Origin of the sequence: Paraburkholderia sediminicola (genome assembly GCF_046026895.1) — a bacterium.
Lineage (GTDB): Bacteria > Pseudomonadota > Gammaproteobacteria > Burkholderiales > Burkholderiaceae > Paraburkholderia > Paraburkholderia sediminicola_C.
The window spans coordinates 1-17,119 of the sequence record NZ_JAQQEU010000074.1 but is presented as its reverse complement, the minus strand read 5'-3'; the positions used below and the strand labels follow the sequence as shown (position 1 = coordinate 17,119).

The 17,119-nt window shown below is 60.2% G+C and carries 18 protein-coding genes and 1 pseudogene; 12 read left to right on the top strand and 7 right to left on the bottom strand.

Annotated elements, in window-relative coordinates; genetic code table 11:
- The first annotated feature begins 360 nt into the window (after nt 1-360).
- From PQR02_RS32650 to PQR02_RS32630, 5 genes and pseudogenes are all read left to right on the top strand, one after another.
- A pseudogene (locus PQR02_RS32650) lies at nt 361-801 on the top strand (lipid-binding SYLF domain-containing protein).
- A gap of 60 nt (nt 802-861) precedes the next feature.
- Complete coding sequence (locus PQR02_RS32645; protein ID WP_408241455.1) at nt 862-1,668, top strand: PRC-barrel domain-containing protein; 807 nt, start codon at nt 862-864, stop codon at nt 1,666-1,668.
- 210 nt (nt 1,669-1,878) lie between these two features.
- Nucleotides 1,879-2,052, top strand: coding sequence for a hypothetical protein (locus PQR02_RS32640; RefSeq protein ID WP_408241452.1), 174 nt, complete (start codon nt 1,879-1,881; stop codon nt 2,050-2,052).
- Nucleotides 2,053-2,224: 172 nt separating this feature from the next.
- Nucleotides 2,225-2,416, top strand: coding sequence for a hypothetical protein (locus PQR02_RS32635; protein WP_408241449.1), 192 nt, complete (start codon nt 2,225-2,227; stop codon nt 2,414-2,416).
- A 42-nt stretch (nt 2,417-2,458) separates the two neighbouring features.
- Entirely contained in the window at nt 2,459-3,748 is a 1,290-nt protein-coding gene (locus PQR02_RS32630; RefSeq protein WP_408241446.1) for an NRAMP family divalent metal transporter, read from the top strand.
- Between the two features lie 10 nt (nt 3,749-3,758).
- Here the strand turns inward: PQR02_RS32630 and PQR02_RS32625 are convergent, their stop codons facing one another.
- Together PQR02_RS32625 and PQR02_RS32620 are read right to left on the bottom strand one after the other, a co-directional pair.
- Nucleotides 3,759-4,070, bottom strand: a complete 312-nt coding sequence (locus PQR02_RS32625) for a chaperone modulator CbpM (protein ID WP_408241443.1) — start codon at nt 4,068-4,070, stop codon at nt 3,759-3,761.
- The gene (locus PQR02_RS32620; RefSeq protein WP_408241440.1) at nt 4,067-4,909 is read right to left on the bottom strand and encodes a DnaJ C-terminal domain-containing protein; all 843 of its coding nucleotides are present in this window, start codon (nt 4,907-4,909) and stop codon (nt 4,067-4,069) included. Before PQR02_RS32620 ends, PQR02_RS32625 begins: the two co-directional genes overlap by 4 nt.
- A gap of 448 nt (nt 4,910-5,357) precedes the next feature.
- Here PQR02_RS32620 and PQR02_RS32615 point away from each other — a divergent pair, with 448 nt between their 5' ends.
- Together PQR02_RS32615 and PQR02_RS32610 are read left to right on the top strand one after the other, a co-directional pair.
- Complete coding sequence (locus PQR02_RS32615; RefSeq protein WP_408241437.1) at nt 5,358-5,630, top strand: hypothetical protein; 273 nt, start codon at nt 5,358-5,360, stop codon at nt 5,628-5,630.
- Between the two features lie 60 nt (nt 5,631-5,690).
- Nucleotides 5,691-6,218 carry a universal stress protein gene (locus PQR02_RS32610; RefSeq protein WP_408241434.1) on the top strand — a complete coding sequence of 176 codons (528 nt, stop codon included), beginning with the start codon at nt 5,691-5,693 and terminating at the stop codon, nt 6,216-6,218.
- Nucleotides 6,219-6,413: 195 nt separating this feature from the next.
- On the opposite strand, the gene PQR02_RS32605 is transcribed toward PQR02_RS32610, so the two are convergent.
- The 3 genes from PQR02_RS32605 to PQR02_RS32595 form a co-directional block, all read right to left on the bottom strand.
- Complete coding sequence (locus PQR02_RS32605) at nt 6,414-7,013, bottom strand: acetate uptake transporter (protein WP_408241431.1); 600 nt, start codon at nt 7,011-7,013, stop codon at nt 6,414-6,416.
- A gap of 56 nt (nt 7,014-7,069) precedes the next feature.
- Complete coding sequence (gene acs / locus PQR02_RS32600) at nt 7,070-9,043, bottom strand: acetate--CoA ligase (RefSeq protein WP_408241428.1); 1,974 nt, start codon at nt 9,041-9,043, stop codon at nt 7,070-7,072.
- Between the two features lie 448 nt (nt 9,044-9,491).
- A complete protein-coding gene (locus tag PQR02_RS32595) occupies nt 9,492-10,223 on the bottom strand; it encodes a CBS domain-containing protein (RefSeq protein WP_408241425.1) in 732 nt (243 codons plus the stop codon).
- A gap of 747 nt (nt 10,224-10,970) precedes the next feature.
- Between PQR02_RS32595 and PQR02_RS32590 the strand changes: the two genes are divergently transcribed.
- Nucleotides 10,971-11,369 carry a type II toxin-antitoxin system HicB family antitoxin gene (locus PQR02_RS32590; protein WP_408241422.1) on the top strand — a complete coding sequence of 133 codons (399 nt, stop codon included), beginning with the start codon at nt 10,971-10,973 and terminating at the stop codon, nt 11,367-11,369.
- Nucleotides 11,370-11,727: 358 nt separating this feature from the next.
- Complete coding sequence (locus tag PQR02_RS32585) at nt 11,728-11,934, top strand: hypothetical protein (RefSeq protein ID WP_408241419.1); 207 nt, start codon at nt 11,728-11,730, stop codon at nt 11,932-11,934.
- A gap of 937 nt (nt 11,935-12,871) precedes the next feature.
- Here the strand turns inward: PQR02_RS32585 and PQR02_RS32580 are convergent.
- Nucleotides 12,872-13,132, bottom strand: coding sequence for a transcriptional regulator (locus PQR02_RS32580; RefSeq protein ID WP_408241416.1), 261 nt, complete (start codon nt 13,130-13,132; stop codon nt 12,872-12,874).
- Between the two features lie 590 nt (nt 13,133-13,722).
- Here PQR02_RS32580 and PQR02_RS32575 point away from each other — a divergent pair.
- From PQR02_RS32575 to PQR02_RS32565, 3 genes are all read left to right on the top strand, one after another.
- Nucleotides 13,723-14,040, top strand: coding sequence for a hypothetical protein (locus tag PQR02_RS32575; RefSeq protein WP_408241413.1), 318 nt, complete (start codon nt 13,723-13,725; stop codon nt 14,038-14,040).
- A gap of 390 nt (nt 14,041-14,430) precedes the next feature.
- Nucleotides 14,431-14,685, top strand: a complete 255-nt coding sequence (locus PQR02_RS32570; protein ID WP_408241410.1) for a hypothetical protein — start codon at nt 14,431-14,433, stop codon at nt 14,683-14,685.
- Nucleotides 14,686-14,885: 200 nt separating this feature from the next.
- Complete coding sequence (locus PQR02_RS32565) at nt 14,886-16,484, top strand: SagB/ThcOx family dehydrogenase (RefSeq protein WP_408241407.1); 1,599 nt, start codon at nt 14,886-14,888, stop codon at nt 16,482-16,484.
- Nucleotides 16,485-16,812: 328 nt separating this feature from the next.
- On the opposite strand, the gene PQR02_RS32560 is transcribed toward PQR02_RS32565, so the two are convergent.
- On the bottom strand, nt 16,813-17,119 hold a 307-nt coding region (locus PQR02_RS32560; RefSeq protein ID WP_408241404.1), incomplete at its 5' end, for a hypothetical protein.

Sequence of the window (17,119 nt, the reverse complement as noted above, 5' to 3'; positions counted from 1 at the left end):
ATTCAGGAACCGCAGGAGTTCTTGAAAAAGCACCAGCAACAAGTGGTTCGCCAACGCCCGCCTCGCATGATGGAGGGCCGGCTCAACCAACAGCATCGCAAATGCAGTTCGGTAGATCGGTATGGTGGCGTTCAGGTCAGTAAGAACGACCGGGACATGCGAAAACCCGGTGGGTGGGTCACGTCTGATGATCACGGCGAGCGACTGCTGCGCCGTGCCCGCACGACCGCGGGAAAGTCGCCCGACGATTCACGCGGATCGTGCGTTTGAACATAGACAGAGGTCTGTACGTTGACGTACCGCAATCTCCCGCGCTTGCGCGTAGCGTGGCATCTATCGTCGACCGGCGGGGAGAAACTCATGCTTAGACGAACCTTCAACTGGAGCACACCCGGATCGCTTCTCGCACTGGGTGCAGCGCTCTCAGGCTGCACCACCGCCTCTTCTTCCGATGCGAGCCGCACTGAACAAATGGACAAGCGCCGCACCATCGATGCAGGGGTCGACTCGATGCTCGCACGCCTCTATGAGATCGCGAGCGGCCCACGTGACCTGGTCGACAAGGCGAACCGGGTCCTGTCCTGGTGTTCCCGGCTGTGTTCGACGTCGGTCTCGTGGTCGGCGGTCAATATCGAAGGTTCCTTGCGCGTCGCGCGGACACACGTTCGGCTACTACGGCACGGCGATCTCGACACGAGCACCACTACCGGTGAGGTCAACGCTTTCGTGCTAACCAATCATGGCCTGATGGCCGGCGCGTCGCTCCAAGGCACCAAAGTCACGCGGCTCGCGTCGCTTTGAAAACCATACCCAGGGGCGCGGCGTAATGCGCGGCCCCTTTTCTCATACTGCGGAGAAACCATGTTGCGAAGCATAAGCGACCTGCACGGCAGCACCGTGCATGCAGTGGACGGTGACATCGGCTCGGTCAACCAGGCCTATTTCGACGACGAATCCCGGGGGGTGCGTTACCTGGTGGTCGAAACAGGCAATTGGCTAAACGACCGGCAAGTTCTGGTTTCGCCGTATTCGGTGAAACACACCGACCCGGGATCGAGCGTCGTGCAAGTGAACCTTTCCCGGCAGCAAGTGCGCGACAGTCCGCTTCTCGACACCCACAAGCCGGTATCGCGGCAGCACGAGATCGAGTATCTGCGCTACTACAGCTATCCGACATATTGGGGCGGTCCGAACCTGTGGGGCATGGGCGCCTACCCAGCCTACGATCCGCCAGAGCCGCTGGACACGCCGCGCGATACACCGCCGCGACCACCCTTGCATACGGACCAACCGCAAGCGGACGTTCATCTGCGCAGTACAAACGAGGTCAAGGGATACCACCTCAAAGCAGCGGACGGCAGCATCGGCTACGTCTCCGACTTCATTTACGACGACACCGACTGGGCGATTCGCTACCTGGTCGTGGAGACGCACAACTGGTGGCCAGGTGGCAAAGCCGTGTTGATCGCGATTCACTGGATCGACGTTGTCGACTGGCTCGATTCCACCGTATCCACCGCACTAACACGCGACATCATTAAGAATAGCCCCGCTTATGACGACTCGATACCGGTCGACCGGGATTACGAAGTCATGCTGCACCGGTTTTACGACAAGCACGGCTATTGGTCGGATGCCGATGCCGGCGACCGCGCTGCATTGGAGTGAGGCGCCGCGCAGAACGCAGTGCTCGCCTGATCCGGGCGGTCCCGCATCGGTCGAAAACCGCATAAGGTCGGGGGATATGGCGGCGCTGACGGTGCTTGACGAGCCGCGAGTTTCATTCAGCACAGACGACGACCCTTGTGGTTGTCGTTCAACCAGACGGGCGGCAACATGACGGACAGAATCATCTCAAGCAGGACACACGACGCTCACATGACCGTCAAGGATCATATCGCCGACGGTTGGGTGGCGAGCGTGTGTGTCGTCCCGAAGGGCCTGTCAAAGGGCAATGAAGTGGTCAAACTCGACACCGTCTTCGAACGCGAGGATGTCGCGTGGGAATCGGTTGAGACGCTTGCGCGCGCTGAGCTCAACAATCTGAAATAGCACACTGGGCCGCGCGTGCAAGGCTCGCCGAGCACGGCGCAATAGCCTGCATACGTCTCCTTTTTTCATGGACCACTCGCATGACTTCCTATGATGTCGTAATCGCAGTCTTCAATGACCACCATCAAGCCGATGCAGCCGTGCGCAAGCTGATAGCGCCACGTTCGTCAAAGTGGGGCTGCCGAAGGAAAGCGTGATCCATTACGAGGCCGCCATCCAGGCCGATGGATTCATCGTGATGGCCCACGGCACGCCGGATGAAATGGCGCGCGCAAAAGCCGTTCTCGCAACCCACCAGCCGGCGCGACTCGACTCGCACGAAGGCGTCACGCCCACCGAGGCCGCCACGCCCGAAACCATCTGACCGGTCGATCCGGCCGCGCCAGCCACAGGGAACGCCCCGCTCATGGACACGCTCACTCACGATCCGGTCAAGCAGCCGGCTCGTCCAAAGCTGCTGCAGGTGATGGGCCCCGGCCTCATCACCGGTGCATCGGACGACGATCCCAGCGGCATCGCAACTTACTCCCAGGTCGGCGCGCAATTCGGCTACGGCCTTGCGTGGACGCTCCTGTTCAGCTACCCGCTGATGGCCGCAATTCAGGAGATCAGCGCGCGCATCGGGCGAGTGACCGGCAGCGGCATCGCGGGCAATCTGCGAGAGCACTATCCGCGCTGGTTGTCGACCAGCGTAGTCGGGATGCTGCTCGTCGCGAACATCATCAACCTGGGGGCGGACCTCGGCGCAATGGGCGCAGCGCTCAAGCTGCTGATCGCAGGTCCCGCGCTACTCTACGTGTGCGGTTTCGGGCTGCTGTCCGTGGTATTGGAAGTATTCACCCGCTATGCACGCTACGTGTCGATTCTCAAATGGCTGTGCCTGTCGCTGTTCAGCTACGTGATCTGCGCCTTTGTCGTCAAAGTGCCGTGGGATCAGGTCGGCCGGGCCGTTCTCTTGCCGGCGCTTTCCCTCAAACCAGACTACCTCGTCGCAATCGTCGCTGTCATGGGTACGACAATCAGCCCTTACCTGTTTTTCTGGCAAGCCGGGCAGGAAGTCGAAGACGAAAAGGAGCGACCCGGCGCGCATCCGTTGACTCACGCGCCGTGGGAAGCGCCCGCGGAGTTCGCGCGAATCCGCATCGACACCTACCTCGGCATGGCACTCTCGAACGTGATCGCGTTCTTCATCGTCGTGACGACCGCGACGACCCTGCATGCGCGCGGGCTCACCGATATTCAGACTTCGGCGCAGGCCGCGGAAGCGCTGCGCGCCATAGCAGGTCCGTTCACGTTCTTTGTGTTCGCCGCCGGCATCATCGGAACCGGCCTGTTGACGCTGCCTGTGCTGGCCGGCTCGGGTGCCTATGCGGTGGGCGAATTGTTCGCGTGGCGAGTGGGCCTTGTGCGCCTGCCCTCGCAAGCGAAGGCGTTCTATGGCGTGATTGCTGCCGCAACGGCAATCGGCGCTGGCCTGAACTTCACGTCGATCGATCCGGTCAAGGCACTCTATTGGAGCGCTGTGCTCAATGGCGTCGTTGCAGTGCCCGTGATGATCGTCATGATGCATCTCTCGATGCGCGCCCGCATCATGTCCGGTTTCACACTGCCGCCAACACTACGCATCCTCGGCTGGGTTGCAACCGGCGTGATGGCGGCAACGGTCGCGGTGATGGGCGTCACCTGGTTTGCGTGAGGGATTCGCCCTATCGCTGCGGATATTGCGCTCGCAAGGCTTCGATCTCATCAAGCAGATCAAGCGCGAGCGCGATGCCCGCGGCGTTGATCTCGAGATCCTGCGCGAGACGGCACGCCTTGCGGGCGCGTCGCAATGAGACGCCGTCGAAGCGCGGGCCATCATTCTCGCTGACGACTTTCGGCTCAATCGCGCCTTGCGCGATCCATTCAAAGATCTGAATTTCAGAGGCGCCGGACACCCGGCACAATTCGAGCAGCGTTAACTCCACTTGTTCCTCGACGATCAGGCATTCGAGCCACGCCGTGCGCGATTCGTTCATGATGGATCACCTGAAAATTGCGCGCGCGGATTGAAGTCGCATGCCTGTCGCAGTGCGTCGTAAGCGGCGCGTGCCTGCTCGCTGTCGGCCGATGGCAGAGCGATGTTCAATCGCGCATAGAGGTCGCCCGCTGTACCGGCCGGACCGCTCGCTGGGATGCCCTTGCCTTTCAGGCGCAAGCGCTGGCCTCCGCTCGAACCTTTGGGTACGGCGATTTCGACTGTGCCGTCGGGCGTCGGCACGGTGATGCGCGCACCTAGTGCCGCTTCCCAGGGCGCGATCGGCACGTCGATCGTCACGTCGCGTCCGACGACGCGGGAAAGTTCCTGCGGGCGGAACGCGATTTCCGGGTACAAGTCGCCAGCACGCCCTTCTCCGAAACCCGCGCCGCCCTGGTCGGCAAGCCGCAAATGCTGCCCACCTTGCACGCCCTTCGGGATGGAGACGTCGAGCGTCCGTGACTTCAACAGGACACGGCCGCTTGCATCGAGTACCGGCGTTTCCAGGGAGATCGTGCGCTGTGCCCCGCGATAGGTATCCCTCAGATCGATCGCCACTTTGGCGTGGTGGTCCTGGCCTGGAGCCGAGTTCGGGACACCGCCATAAGCGTCCTCCATCTCTTGCGCCGTCGCATTGTCACGGCCGGCGCCAGCAGCGTGCCGCGCACGTCTTGTCGACGCTCTATCACTACCGGCACGTTCTCCGCGAAAAAGTGCCTCGAAGAATTCGCTGAAGCGTGCATCCTCGGCGCCGTGATCGTCCGCGCCGCTAAATTCGAAACCTTCATCCCACCGGGGCGGCGGCTCGAACTCCTGACCATTACGCCACTGGTCGCCCATCCGGTCGTAGGCCGCACGCTTTTCCGTATCCTTGAGCACGCCGTACGCCTCGCCGACTTCCTTGAATACCGCACGGCGATCGGACGATGCATCCGGAATCCGCTACTTCCAAAGCTAAGAACCGGAGATCGGGGAATTGAGAAAGGTCATGGCGTGAGTTTACTGACTTGAAATGACCGTGGCGGCTTCGTGAACGAACTCCTGAGCGAATGGATTGGTGATGTTGGAGAGACGGGAGAGCTTCCGAAACCACATTGCGCGCCGGACCGATCGAAGTCGGTACAGTGCCGTACCGCACCGCCGTATCCCACGTGATCTGTTCATTGCAATACATTGCTATTGAGCGCAAGGTGGTGCCATTCACTGTGCTGTTTCCGATCGGCCGTTACGCCGTCGATATCCGACGCGAGCCCAGCGAATCAAACCATTCGTCAAGGAGCCCGTCATCATGACCATCCCCACCGCGACATACAACGGACACGAGTTACGTGCCTATGCTCACCAGCAATTCCCGCTTTTCGGCGATCCGTACGCGAAGGGAGCGCGGCGCTTTTGTTCGGTAGTGCGGATCGACACGATTCCCTTCAGCGAGGCGGACGCACGACGCTATTCGACGGTCTTCGACGCCGTGAGCCCCGCCACTTTCAACGATGCGATCGACCTTGCGATGCAGTTCGGCAAGGACATCGTCGACGGCAAGGTTCAGGCCACGGCACTCTGAGCGCACGCCATCCAATGCCGCGACGGCTATGGCCGTCGGAACAAGTTCCTGGAGGCCGACATGTATAAACGCATTCTTGTAGCGATCGACGGCAGCGAGACGGCCGAACATGCGTTCGACAGCGCGCTGCAACTCGCACGCGATAATGAAGCGCAGTTGCAGCCGCTCTATGTCGTCGCCAACCCTCTGATGGCATACGACGCGTACGGCTACGATCCAACGATCCTGCGCGACGCCTGCGTTGAAGAAGGCAAGCGCCTGATGGCGGATGCACTGGCGAGGATGAGACACGAGAACGTGGCCGGCGTGCCGCGGATCGTCGACGTCGCGCCGGTGGGCGAAGACATCTCTGAACGGATCCGCACTTCGGCTAACGAATTCAATGCAGACCTGTTAGTGCTTGGTACGCATGGGCGAAGGGGTTTCAAGCGTCTTTTCCTGGGCAGCGTCGCCGAACGGGTCGTGCGCAGCGCGAGCCTTCCAGTGTTGCTGGTGCCCAGCCGGCAAGCGCAATCCGCGGTCACGGAAGCGACAAGACGGCGACATGCCGACATTGCCGCTCTGATGTACGAAATGCCCCACAAGTAGCAAAGTCCACGCATCGTGGCGAACCGGTACCGCCGGGAGACTACTCCCGCGCCAGTGGCGCGCGGAAGCTTGCAAACGACGCTCATACTGATCCGGCAACCGGCTTCAACGCGTCTTTCCCGTGAACACGCGGTGACCGTCCAGCCACTGCCATCTAACCGGGCCAACAGGTCCCCGCATCGTTCAACAAAACTATCAGAGCGCAACGGCGTATCGGCTGAATACCCGTGGTTCGCCAACAGGCAGGACGACCCGGCCATGCACCTCATTGATCACATCGGCCGCGGACAAGTAGAACGCGAGAGCTGCCGTAACAAGTCCCAAGTAGCCGCCCGCCATGCGCAAGATGACCGAACCGGTCCACTCGCCACCGGCCAGCAAACCGAAAGTGATCCACAACGCCAGAAAGATCGCCTGCAATGCGCGCGGCGAGCGAAACGTGGCCAGCCACATATAGAACGTGAACGCCCCCCAGAGGAACAGATACCAGCCGACGAACGCGGCTGGCACTTTGTCGTGCAGAAACAGCACGAAGAGTGCGAACGACCACCAGAAAGCCCCATAGCTCAGAAAGGCCGTCGCGCCGAACGTATTGCCGCGCGGCAGCTCCATGATGCCGGCAATGGCCTGCGCAGTCCCGCCGTAAGCGAGCGCACAGGCGAGCACGAGACCCATCGACTCGCCCGAAAACCAGCCAGCGTTGATCATGCTCAGCAGCCACGTCGTCAAGGCAAAACCAGCGAGACCCAGTGGCGCAGGGTTCGCAAGTGTAGTTCGGATCGGTGCGCTGGCCATGGCCTGCTCCTGAAGATGAAAAGCGGTCCCGGGACCCCCGCGAGCTTCGCGAAAGATCACCCGAGCTGATCGAGAATTGCCGGATTTTCGAGCGTGGATACGTCCTGTGTGATCTCTTCGCCGGCCGCCAGCGAGCGCAGCAAGCGGCGCATGATCTTGCCGGAACGGGTTTTCGGCAAATTCTCGCCGAAACGGATTTCCTTGGGCTTCGCAATCGGCCCGATCTCCTTGCCCACCCACGCGCGCAGTTCGTTCGCGATTGCAATCGCGTGGTCACCGGTTGGCCGTTCGCCCTTCAGCACCACGAACGCGACGACAACCTCGCCGGTGGTATCGTCAGCGCGACCGACGACAGCGGCCTCCGCAACCAGCGGATTGGCGACGAGCGCAGACTCGATCTCCATCGTGCCGAGCCGGTGGCCCGATACGTTCAGCACATCGTCGATACGTCCGGTAATCGTGAAGTAGCCGGTGTCCTCGTCACGCACCGCACCGTCACCCGCGAGATAGAGCTTGCCGCCGAGTTCCTCAGGGAAGTAACTCTTCGTGTAACGGTCCGGATCGCCCCATACGTTGCGCAGCATTGATGGCCACGGACGTTTGATGACGAGAATGCCACCCTGCCCGTTCGGCACGTCGCGGCCCGTCTCATCGACCACCGCGGCCATGATGCCCGGCAGCGGCAGCGTGCACGAGCCCGGCACGAGCGGCGTGGCGCCCGGCATCGGCGCGATCATGTGGCCACCCGTTTCGGTTTGCCACCAGGTGTCGATGACAGGGCAATGGCTATGGCCGACGTGCTCGTAGAACCACGTCCACGCAGCCGGGTTGATCGGTTCGCCGACCGTCCCAAGCAGACGCAGCGTCGTCAGGTCGAAACGGTCCGGATGCACCTTCGGATCGGATTCGGCCAGCTTGATCAGCGAGCGGATCGCGGTTGGCGCAGTGTAGAACACCGTCACGCGGTGTTTCGCGATCATCTGCCAGAAGCGGCCGGCGTTCGGATAGGTCGGCACGCCTTCGAACACCACCTGGGTCGCGCCGATCGCCATCGGACCATACGCGATATAGCTATGACCGGTAATCCAGCCGATGTCCGCGGTACACCAGAACACATCGCTGCGCTTGGCGTCGAAAGTCCATTTCATGGTTTGCGCGGCCCACATCAGGAAGCCGCCCGTGCTGTGCTGCACGCCCTTCGGCACGCCGGTCGATCCGGATGTATAGAGGATGAAGAGCGGATGTTCCGCGCTGACCCATTCCGGCTCGCAAGTGTCCGCCTCGGCTTGCGTGAGTTCGTGCATCCACAGGTCGCGCCCCTTGTGCCACGCGACCTTGCCGCCTGTACGCCGATAGACAATCACGCTCTTCACTGCTTCGCAGCCGCCCATTGCAAGGGCTTCGTCCGCAATGTTCTTCAGCGGCAACGCCTTGCCACCGCGCATCTGTTCATCACAGGTGACCAGCACAACGGCACCCACATTGGCGATCCGCTCATTGAGCGACTTCGACGAGAACCCGCCGAATACGACTGAATGGGTCGCGCCGATGCGGGCGCAGGCCTGCATGGCCACAATGCCTTCGATCGACATCGGCATATAGATCACCACGCGATCACCCTTTTTAACGCCGCGGCTTCGCAGCGCGTTGGCAAAGCGGCTCACGCGTTCGAGCAACGCACGATAGGTCACCTGCGTGACGGCGCCGTCGTCGGCTTCGAAGATGACGGCAATATGATCACCGTTGCCTGCTTCGACATGGCGGTCAAGGCAGTTGTACGACGCATTCAGCGTGCCGTCTCTGAACCATTCATAGAACGGCGCACGCGACTCGTCGAGAACCGAAGAAAACGGCGTTTTCCATTGCAGTGTCTCGCGCGCGAGACGAGCCCAAAATGCTGGGTAATCGCGCTCTGCCTCGGCGACTAGCGCGCGATAGGCATCCATGCCGGAGATGGCCGCGTAAGCCGCCACGCTGGCGTGTGGGAGGAATGCCTGCGGCTCCTCCAGAATTGAATCGATAGTTGACATTTCGTGTCCCTCGCACGCTTTCACGCGTGCTCGATGGATGTGCTTCGGCTAATCGTTGCAGTGCTTCGGCGCAACGTGCGACCGCGTGCGGATTTGACCGCACATAGGATCGCCAGGTAACTTCAATATTGTTGCGCAGCGGGGTTGACCGCGAGCCCCGCTGCGCCGGGCATGGCTAAGCAATCCACGAGACCGGATGAATCTCGCGACTGCCGCTCCGGGGACATTTCGGGGATGGGGGACAAGTCGGTCAGAACGCCCGCTCACGGGAAACTGTTTCGGTCGCTGCGATTGGCAAACACTGCAGGCTTACGACGACGGTGCGCGTGTGGCGGCGGGAAGTCGGTACGGTGGCGTACCGGCCCGAAAGATTATTGGCTGCTCAGCGTCTCAGGAAATCCATCACCAAAAGAGTATGAGTGTCAGTCGGTCTCTGTCGCACGCCCCCTCATTCCACAAGGTGGTCCTCGCGGTCGATCTCGCCGGCGGCGAGTGCCCAGATCTCCTCGTCACGCCCTTCCGGTGTACCTTCGCGCTCCCAGATTTCCCGGGCCCTTCGCAAGATTCGGGCTTCTCTCTCCGAAGTCGGCTCGCGTTCTTCGACTGTTGCACCTTGTGCATCAACATGAACGCTGATGACGTCGTATCCGTTCGCGAGCTGTTGCCACGATTTGACCTCTTTCATTTCTTCAAACTGACGAGTGGCCGTCGCAATTGCCTGTTCCTTTGTGCCTTGGGCCACTGCAATACGCATCAACTCGCTGTGATGCGAATGCCCCTGGTGATCAAAAAACGTCTTGTAAAAGATCACCTCGTAAGGTCGGCGCTCGGAGGCGCCACCGCTTAACCTGGTCATCGACACGATACCGGTGAGATGTTTATCGACACGATCGAGAACGGCCAGACGCTGCACGTGGCTCTCCAGCATGATCCTCGCGGCTTCTTCAGTCGTATCGTCGTCGAAGCAAAACAGGATCTCGGCCGACATCGCTTCGCGTACTGTCATCTCACCGACATTGCGTCCATCGGCGACACCGCGCATCGTGATATCGCGGTCCGTGATCATTCCGATAACGCGGTCGTGCTGGCATACCGGCAAAGCGCCTATATTTTCTTTCTTCAGCCTGCGGGCTGCAGCATCGAGAGTTTCCTGCGCCTGCACGCAGACCGGCTCGCTCATTACGTCTCTGATTAGCACGACATTGCTCCTCGTACGGATTTCTATAATGGAAATGCCCGCTCAACGCGGTAAGCAGCGGATCTCGGATCGGGGAGGATGCGGCTGAAAGCGTGATATAGGCGCCGTCCTGGCACCTTGTGATTCAGTGTACGCCTAGCCTGGTGAGAGTGCGTATCACGGGGGAAAAGAAAACCGGCGCACGCTGAATCGCTAGAACCACCGTGTTGCAATGATTGCGACCGTCGCTCTCTGGGCCACCTCGCTAGCGAGCGTCTGACGAGTCGTAGGTGTGTGCACTGTCCGCGCAGCCGTTCAGGAGCGGGATCGTCTGTTCCAGGCTGGATTCGGCCCCCGGGCTTCATCAAAAACTCCGTCGCTAGCGCTTACCTCGTTGCCGAGACCGCCGCCAGGCCACTATCGACGGCATTCCTGCCCGGTTGAGCAAACACAAACTCCAGCAGCTTCGTCCGTCACTGTAAGCGCCTTACGCGCTCCGTGGGGCCCGAGCGAGCGGAGATCGAGTCAGAACACGCCACCTCGTCTGAGCGATTCCCTCTATAAGTAAGTGGTTTCGACTTTTCCTCGATATGGCGTTGCAATGACACAAGAAAGTCATTGCGTATTCGTACGCGAAGCGTCTAATGAAGCATGCGTGCGGACTCAGTCAGTTGTCGGTTGTACACCCAACACCTTGGCGTGGCGTTGCACAGCGAGCGTTTGTCGGCGCTCCACTCCAAGGAGCAGGTCATGCAATATCCGCTGTATGTCCACCGGAATGGAAATACGGGCTTTCGCGCCAGCTTCCCCGATTTCCCCACCGCCGACGCGAGTGGCGATTCGTTTAACGAACTGACGCACCATGCCCAGGCGACCGTGGAAGCACTGTATGACCGCAGCGAGCAACTAATCCCCGCCCCTACCTGCAATACAACGGAATTGCAGGCGCTCCAAATTGACGATGGCAACGGGATCTGGGTATTTGTCGACATCGATCTGGCGCGTGTTACCTCGAAAGCCGTGGGCATTCAGGTGAGTCTGCTTGAGAGCCTTCTTCAGCAAGTCGATGCAAGTTCAAAAGAGCGCCGCATGACGCGCTCTGCATTCGTCACACTGGCGCTTATTGATGAACTGAAGAAGCAGGGCTAATCATCCTCCCGCCCTTCAGTTCAGGAGCATGCCTCGCGGGCGCGGGGCGCTTCCTGCAAGCGCCGGGGTGTGAAAGTGCGGTTCGTCGACCACGTCATTGCGTGCCGTAAGCCGGGAACAACCAGTAAGGATGATATGACGCACTCAATGTGGGGCATCGCAGTCGGGCTGGCGCTCATGGTCGGCGCGGCGCTGCGTCGGTATAGGCGCAACGCTCTGCGAAAGCGCGACATCCGCTGGCTCGATGAACACCATATATTGGACAGGCTACGCAAGCAATTGGAACTGTCGCCCCGGCAATGACGCGCGCCAGATGGCGCGTCCAGGAAGAAAGGCGGTTACGTGAAGAGTAGGCAAAATGACCCTGAATTACGCAGGCAGATCGCATGACGAAGCCGTCGCGGCGCGCCACAGGCAGAAACAGAAGGCACAGGAACAGGCCGGCGGCGAGATGGCGATAGAAGGAACCGAGACCGACGCAACACATAGTTGCGGCGAACTCTCCGAACGGGGCAAGCAGGTCTGGAGAAGTGGAAGCGGGATCAACGGTGGCGGAAGAGAATGATGCGGCCTTTGCAATCTGCAGCGACGCGGATGGACTGATACATTCGCACCGGGCGGCGAACCCTCGCCAAGTCTCGCAATTGGGCAAAGCGCCTGGACGTGAATGTCGGCTCAGTGCGCAAGTCCTGAAAAAAGGTTCAACCGCGGTGACTGCGTCGGTCCGGCGCAACATCAGCCGCATCAATACGGAGCCAATGCGAAATGGACCGTGCTGAAAAACGCAATTTGGCGGCTCAATCTCTCGTTGCTCCGCGCTCAATCTGGTCGAACAACTCGAGCAGTCGCGTCACCCGCGACGCTCCATCAGGAATCAGACGCTGATGCATCGACAGCGCCGTAACGCGTCGTCGCCAGTAAGGTATTCCAAGAGGACTTCCGCGGACAAGCCGCGACGTGATCTGTTCGAGGTGTCTCAGCTCGTCTTCGAATTGATAGTGCTGCATCGCCGTCCTTTGAGTGGCCATTCATGCGCAGGCAGCAAGTATGTGGCGACCGGGCATACACGTCTGCACGCTACCGTACAAGGTTGGGAGCAAGTTGAACTTTTCACGCACGGCGCGGAACTGGCTGTATCTGGCAGTCGCGCTGAAAGCGACCTGCCGGTGTATTGAGAGGCCGAACTCAATACAGCGGCAAGACGGTTAAATGAGCGTCTGGGGAAGACCCTGAACTTTGAAACGCCGGCCGAGCGATTTGAGCAAACTATCGCCCCCAGCAGTTGGATCCGCAGCTTGTGGCATTGACGGCGTCGAACCAGGCGCGGGCCACCTTGATCGCACGCGGCGTCGCAGTGTCATTACATCGGGCCGGCGATCCGGCCGGCGCTGCATCGCCTCAAGTACCATCTCGTGTTCCCATCGCCGGATGCGCCGGTAGTCGGCTGGTACCCGCACCGGTTGGCCGGTCAACTCTTACCTGCAGCCCAACGCAATGGGATCTCATCCCGCCTTATCGAAGACGCCAGCTTCGAGATCCTGTCTGAAATGCTGCACCCAACCGGTTTCGAATCCGATGAGGTATTCCCTCGCAATTTGTGTTGATAGTCTGGTTACGGTGACATAGCCCTGCAGGCCGACGTTCTCGTCGCCCTTGGGGTCAGTCGTATCCGTTTCCAGCAGTTCGAATTCACCTTCTGCCAGTCCCTTGCGCTGCAAGATCGCCAGGAAAGCCTGGCGCTCATCCGGTTCGATCAGTTGCATCTTCCGCCCTCCCGTCTGTCCGACCGATATTCGTAGTCCCCTTCACAACGTGGCCATAACCCCCAGAACGTTACGCAGTGCCGAGTGCGTCGCAGCTGCGGCTGACGGTATGAAAGCCGAATGCCATGCGTTCATCCGGTTTTGATCGGCTTGCACTCGGGAATCACCAGCGTACAGCTTTTGTGCACGCGCTCGATGGAAAACTGTCAGGACAGTTTTGTCATAGTTCCTGCCATCCTTCATGACCCGTCGCAATTTGCATCGCGACGCGCATCGCCATGAGCGGTCGAAGCCGCCTGCACGTGTCATAAAAAGACGCAAAGCCACGCTCGAGGTATGTCCGTTCTACGTAGTGCCCTGCGTTCAAGCATGTGATCGCGTGACATTGTCCCGCCCGGGGACTGTTTGCACGATGCCGCAATCAGCAGCGATTGCGCAAAGCGCCCGGCTCGTAGCTGTGCCGATAGCAAGGTCCGCGCTGGACGGGCCGATGCGAATGGACGACCAGTCCATGCGCAGACCGATAGTTGAGGCTCGTTGGCCACAACAGGGCTACACTGAAAATGGGAATAAATTCCGGAGCAAATACCATGACCGACGCTACCCCCCAAAGCACCTTTCTCGGTCTTCCCCTGACGCCGGAGCAGGACGCAGAAGTCAGGCACTACATAAAGAAGAAAGAGCAGCATGGCGCGCCGTGGGACACGCCGGAGTTGCAGGCCATGCTTCGAGACATGCTGGAGCCCCCGAGCGACGACGACGGAGGACTCGGTTCCGCCGTCGACGAAACGAAAGCGGCCACAGAACGCGCGACAGCTTCGATCGACGAGACCATGGAGCCCATTGAGGCCTGCGAAGAGCGGAATGCTGCGATGGAGACCGAGGGTATGAGGGGACCCAAGCGTTGAATCCCAGGCGGCGCTCGCGACTGGTGTTGAAATTCAGCCAACGCATTCGGACCGTGTCATGAGCCTGTTGGGAATCCGGAATCACATCGATTGCGGCGCCGCCGCTCAGCTTTGCAAGCAGCGCCGCCCAACCCGCGGGAAGACGGGGCTCACCGTGTACTTCGATGCCCGCGCCCCAGACTCCTTTCGGAGGACAATGAAGCACGTTCTATCGATGTACCCTTATCTGTACCGGGCGCCAAGCCGATTTCAAGGCCGGCGCAGAAACCAGTCGGGGTCTGTCGCAGTCACTGCGCCCACTCGCGACGAGCACGAAAAAAGCAATCAGGCACACGATGCCGGACGATCGCGCGGGAATATGCCTGGTCCTGTCTGCGAAAGGAGGAGACCGTGAAACGCGATATGAATCTGGCACTCGCAATATTGAAGACTCTTGAGGAAAACAAATCCCCGCACCTCAGCGAATTTGACATCGAAAGCGCGCTCAAGGATGCGTTCGATGTTTCGAACCGGGGTGTGTGGTATCAGTTGAACCTGCTGGCCGACGCAAATCTGGTCCGCTCGATGGGTAGCGACTGGCGGCTAGCCTGGGATGGCCACGAGTTCTTGAAGTCGGCGGTCCCGAATGCCTTCGAAGACTCCTGAAGGTTGACGTAAGCGCTGGAACCATCCCCCGGCTTTCGTGAAGACAAGCCGATTGCCGGGGCATTGCACAGGGACGCCGAACGCAATGGCAGTTTGCCGAAGCACGTTCGATTCCGCGACTTGATGACGACCGCGTCCCAACGTCCAGCCGGCCGGTTTTGTACAGCCGCATGTGCGGATATTCCTGGTCTGAGGGGAACATGGACCGGTTAAAGCACGCGATGCTTGAATATCACGAGCGCAGCAAGCATCGCGTCAGCGGCTATGCCCCTGGACCTGGGGAACTCGACTGGGCATCCCAACCGGATCCGTTCCGGGTATTTCACGGCGCACCGCGCATTGGTCTGCCGTTAGCCGCGGATAGCCTGACTACACGCTACAACGAACTGCGCTGCGGCGCATTGCCACCCGCGCGCAGATTCGATCTTTCCAGTCTGGCAATCCTGTTCGAACTTTCCCTCGGCCTGTCGGCGTGGAAATCCTACGGCACGCAGCGGTGGGCACTGCGCTGCAACCCTTCGAGCGGAAATCTGCATCCAACCGAGGGCTATCTTCTGTGTCCGGCTCTGCCCGGCTTGTCCGGTGGGGTCTATCATTACCTGAGCCGGGACCATTCCCTTGAATGTCGCGCTGCAGTGGATGACGAACGATGGAGCGAGGCGCTCCCGCAAAGTGGCGTCCTGGTCGGCATAAGCTCGATCCCCTGGCGCGAGGCGTGGAAATACGGCATGCGTGCCTGGCGCTACTGCCAGCACGATTGCGGCCATGTCATCGCCGCGCTAAGTTACGCAGCGGCAGCGCTTGGCTGGCAGACGCGGCTGGTGGAGGCAGCTGCGGACGACGCAGTGGCCAACCTGCTTGGATTGAACCGCGGAGAAGATTTCGGGAAGGCAGAAGCGGAGGCGCCGGATGCCTTGCTGTGGATCGGTAACCCTGAATTGCGGCCTGATCTTGAGCGCATGCTGATCGCCTTGGATAGCGCACAGTGGCACGGACGCGCGAATCAGCTGAGTCCGGGACATGTGAAGTGGCCGGATATCGATTCGATCCATCGCGCCACGCATAAGGTCCGTACTCGCGAACCGACCTTGCCAAATCCGGAAGAGGGCTCGTCGCCCGCGTCGCCCGCCCTTGATCTCAGCTTTGCCCGGATCGCGCGGCAGCGTCGCAGCGCGGTGAATTTCGACGGTACGACGTGCATCGCCCGGGCGGCGTTTTTCAGCATGCTGGCGTGCTTGTTGCCACGTCATGACACGCCGCCGTGCAATGCGCTGAGGTCTCCTGCAGCAGTGCATGCAGCGCTAATGGTGCACCGCGTGGGCGACCTGGAGCCGGGCCTGTATATGTTCGTGAGAAATCCGGGCGCGCTGCCGGATCTCAAGCGATCTCTACGTCCAGAATGGCTGTGGCAAAAGACCGGCCCCGATGATCTGCCACTCTATCTTCTGCTGCCTTACGATTTGCGCGCCACGGCAAAGTTGATCTGCTGCCACCAGGATATCGGCGCCGATGCCTGTTTTGCACTAGGGATGATCGCGAGATTCGGAATCGCGTTGAAGCAGCCATGGCGTTATCGCCATCTGTTCTGGGAATGCGGCATTCTTGGCCAGACGCTCTATCTCGAAGCCGAAGCCGCCGGCGTGCGCGCCACAGGGATTGGCTGCTTTTTCGATGATGAAATGCACGCACTGCTCGGCGTGGAGGATCACACCTGGCAAAGCTTGTATCACTTCACCGTCGGCCGCGCGGTAGACGATCAGCGCCTGTCCACATGTCCACCGTATCAGGTTCAGCGTTGAAGCGAGAGCCTCACGTCCCGATCGTGGTGAGGCGGTATTTTCGAACGAGGGCCCGGCGATTGAACGTCACACATAGTCCTTGTTTTCCTTATAGGCGCGGCGAACCAAACGTATTGGCGCGAGAATAAAAGGAAAGCGGCTCACCCCCATGCGAAGAATAGAGCCGTCGCCAGAAAACTTGCTTTAAGGTCTGCTTTCCAAGACAGCGATGGTTGAAAGCGTCTATCGAATTACATCGAAGCGGAGATTTTCGAGTGGTCGCAACTGGAAAGGCATAAGCGGCCGCTTCGGCCGGAAGTTGCCACGGTAGTCTCCGCGAATGTAACCCTTATGAAGCATCCTCCACCAAGTCGGCCCGCACGGTGCAACGCTGATTCACGAGCCACGCGACGAACGTGTCGTGCCATCGCTCAAACGCGTTCACGTCGAGGTCGTACTCCCCGTCGAGTCTGCCGTTGTCGCGGAGATACAGGCCAGCAACATCGCGCCCGTCCCAATATGCCACGGCGAATCCGGTCAGGTCTGCGGTCGTTCCGCGCGGCTGATCGCACAGTAGCATCGCCAACTGCGATTTGAACTCCTGGAATGTCATGGCTGTCTTCCAGTGGATGCACAACGCTCGGCAGGAAAGGTGC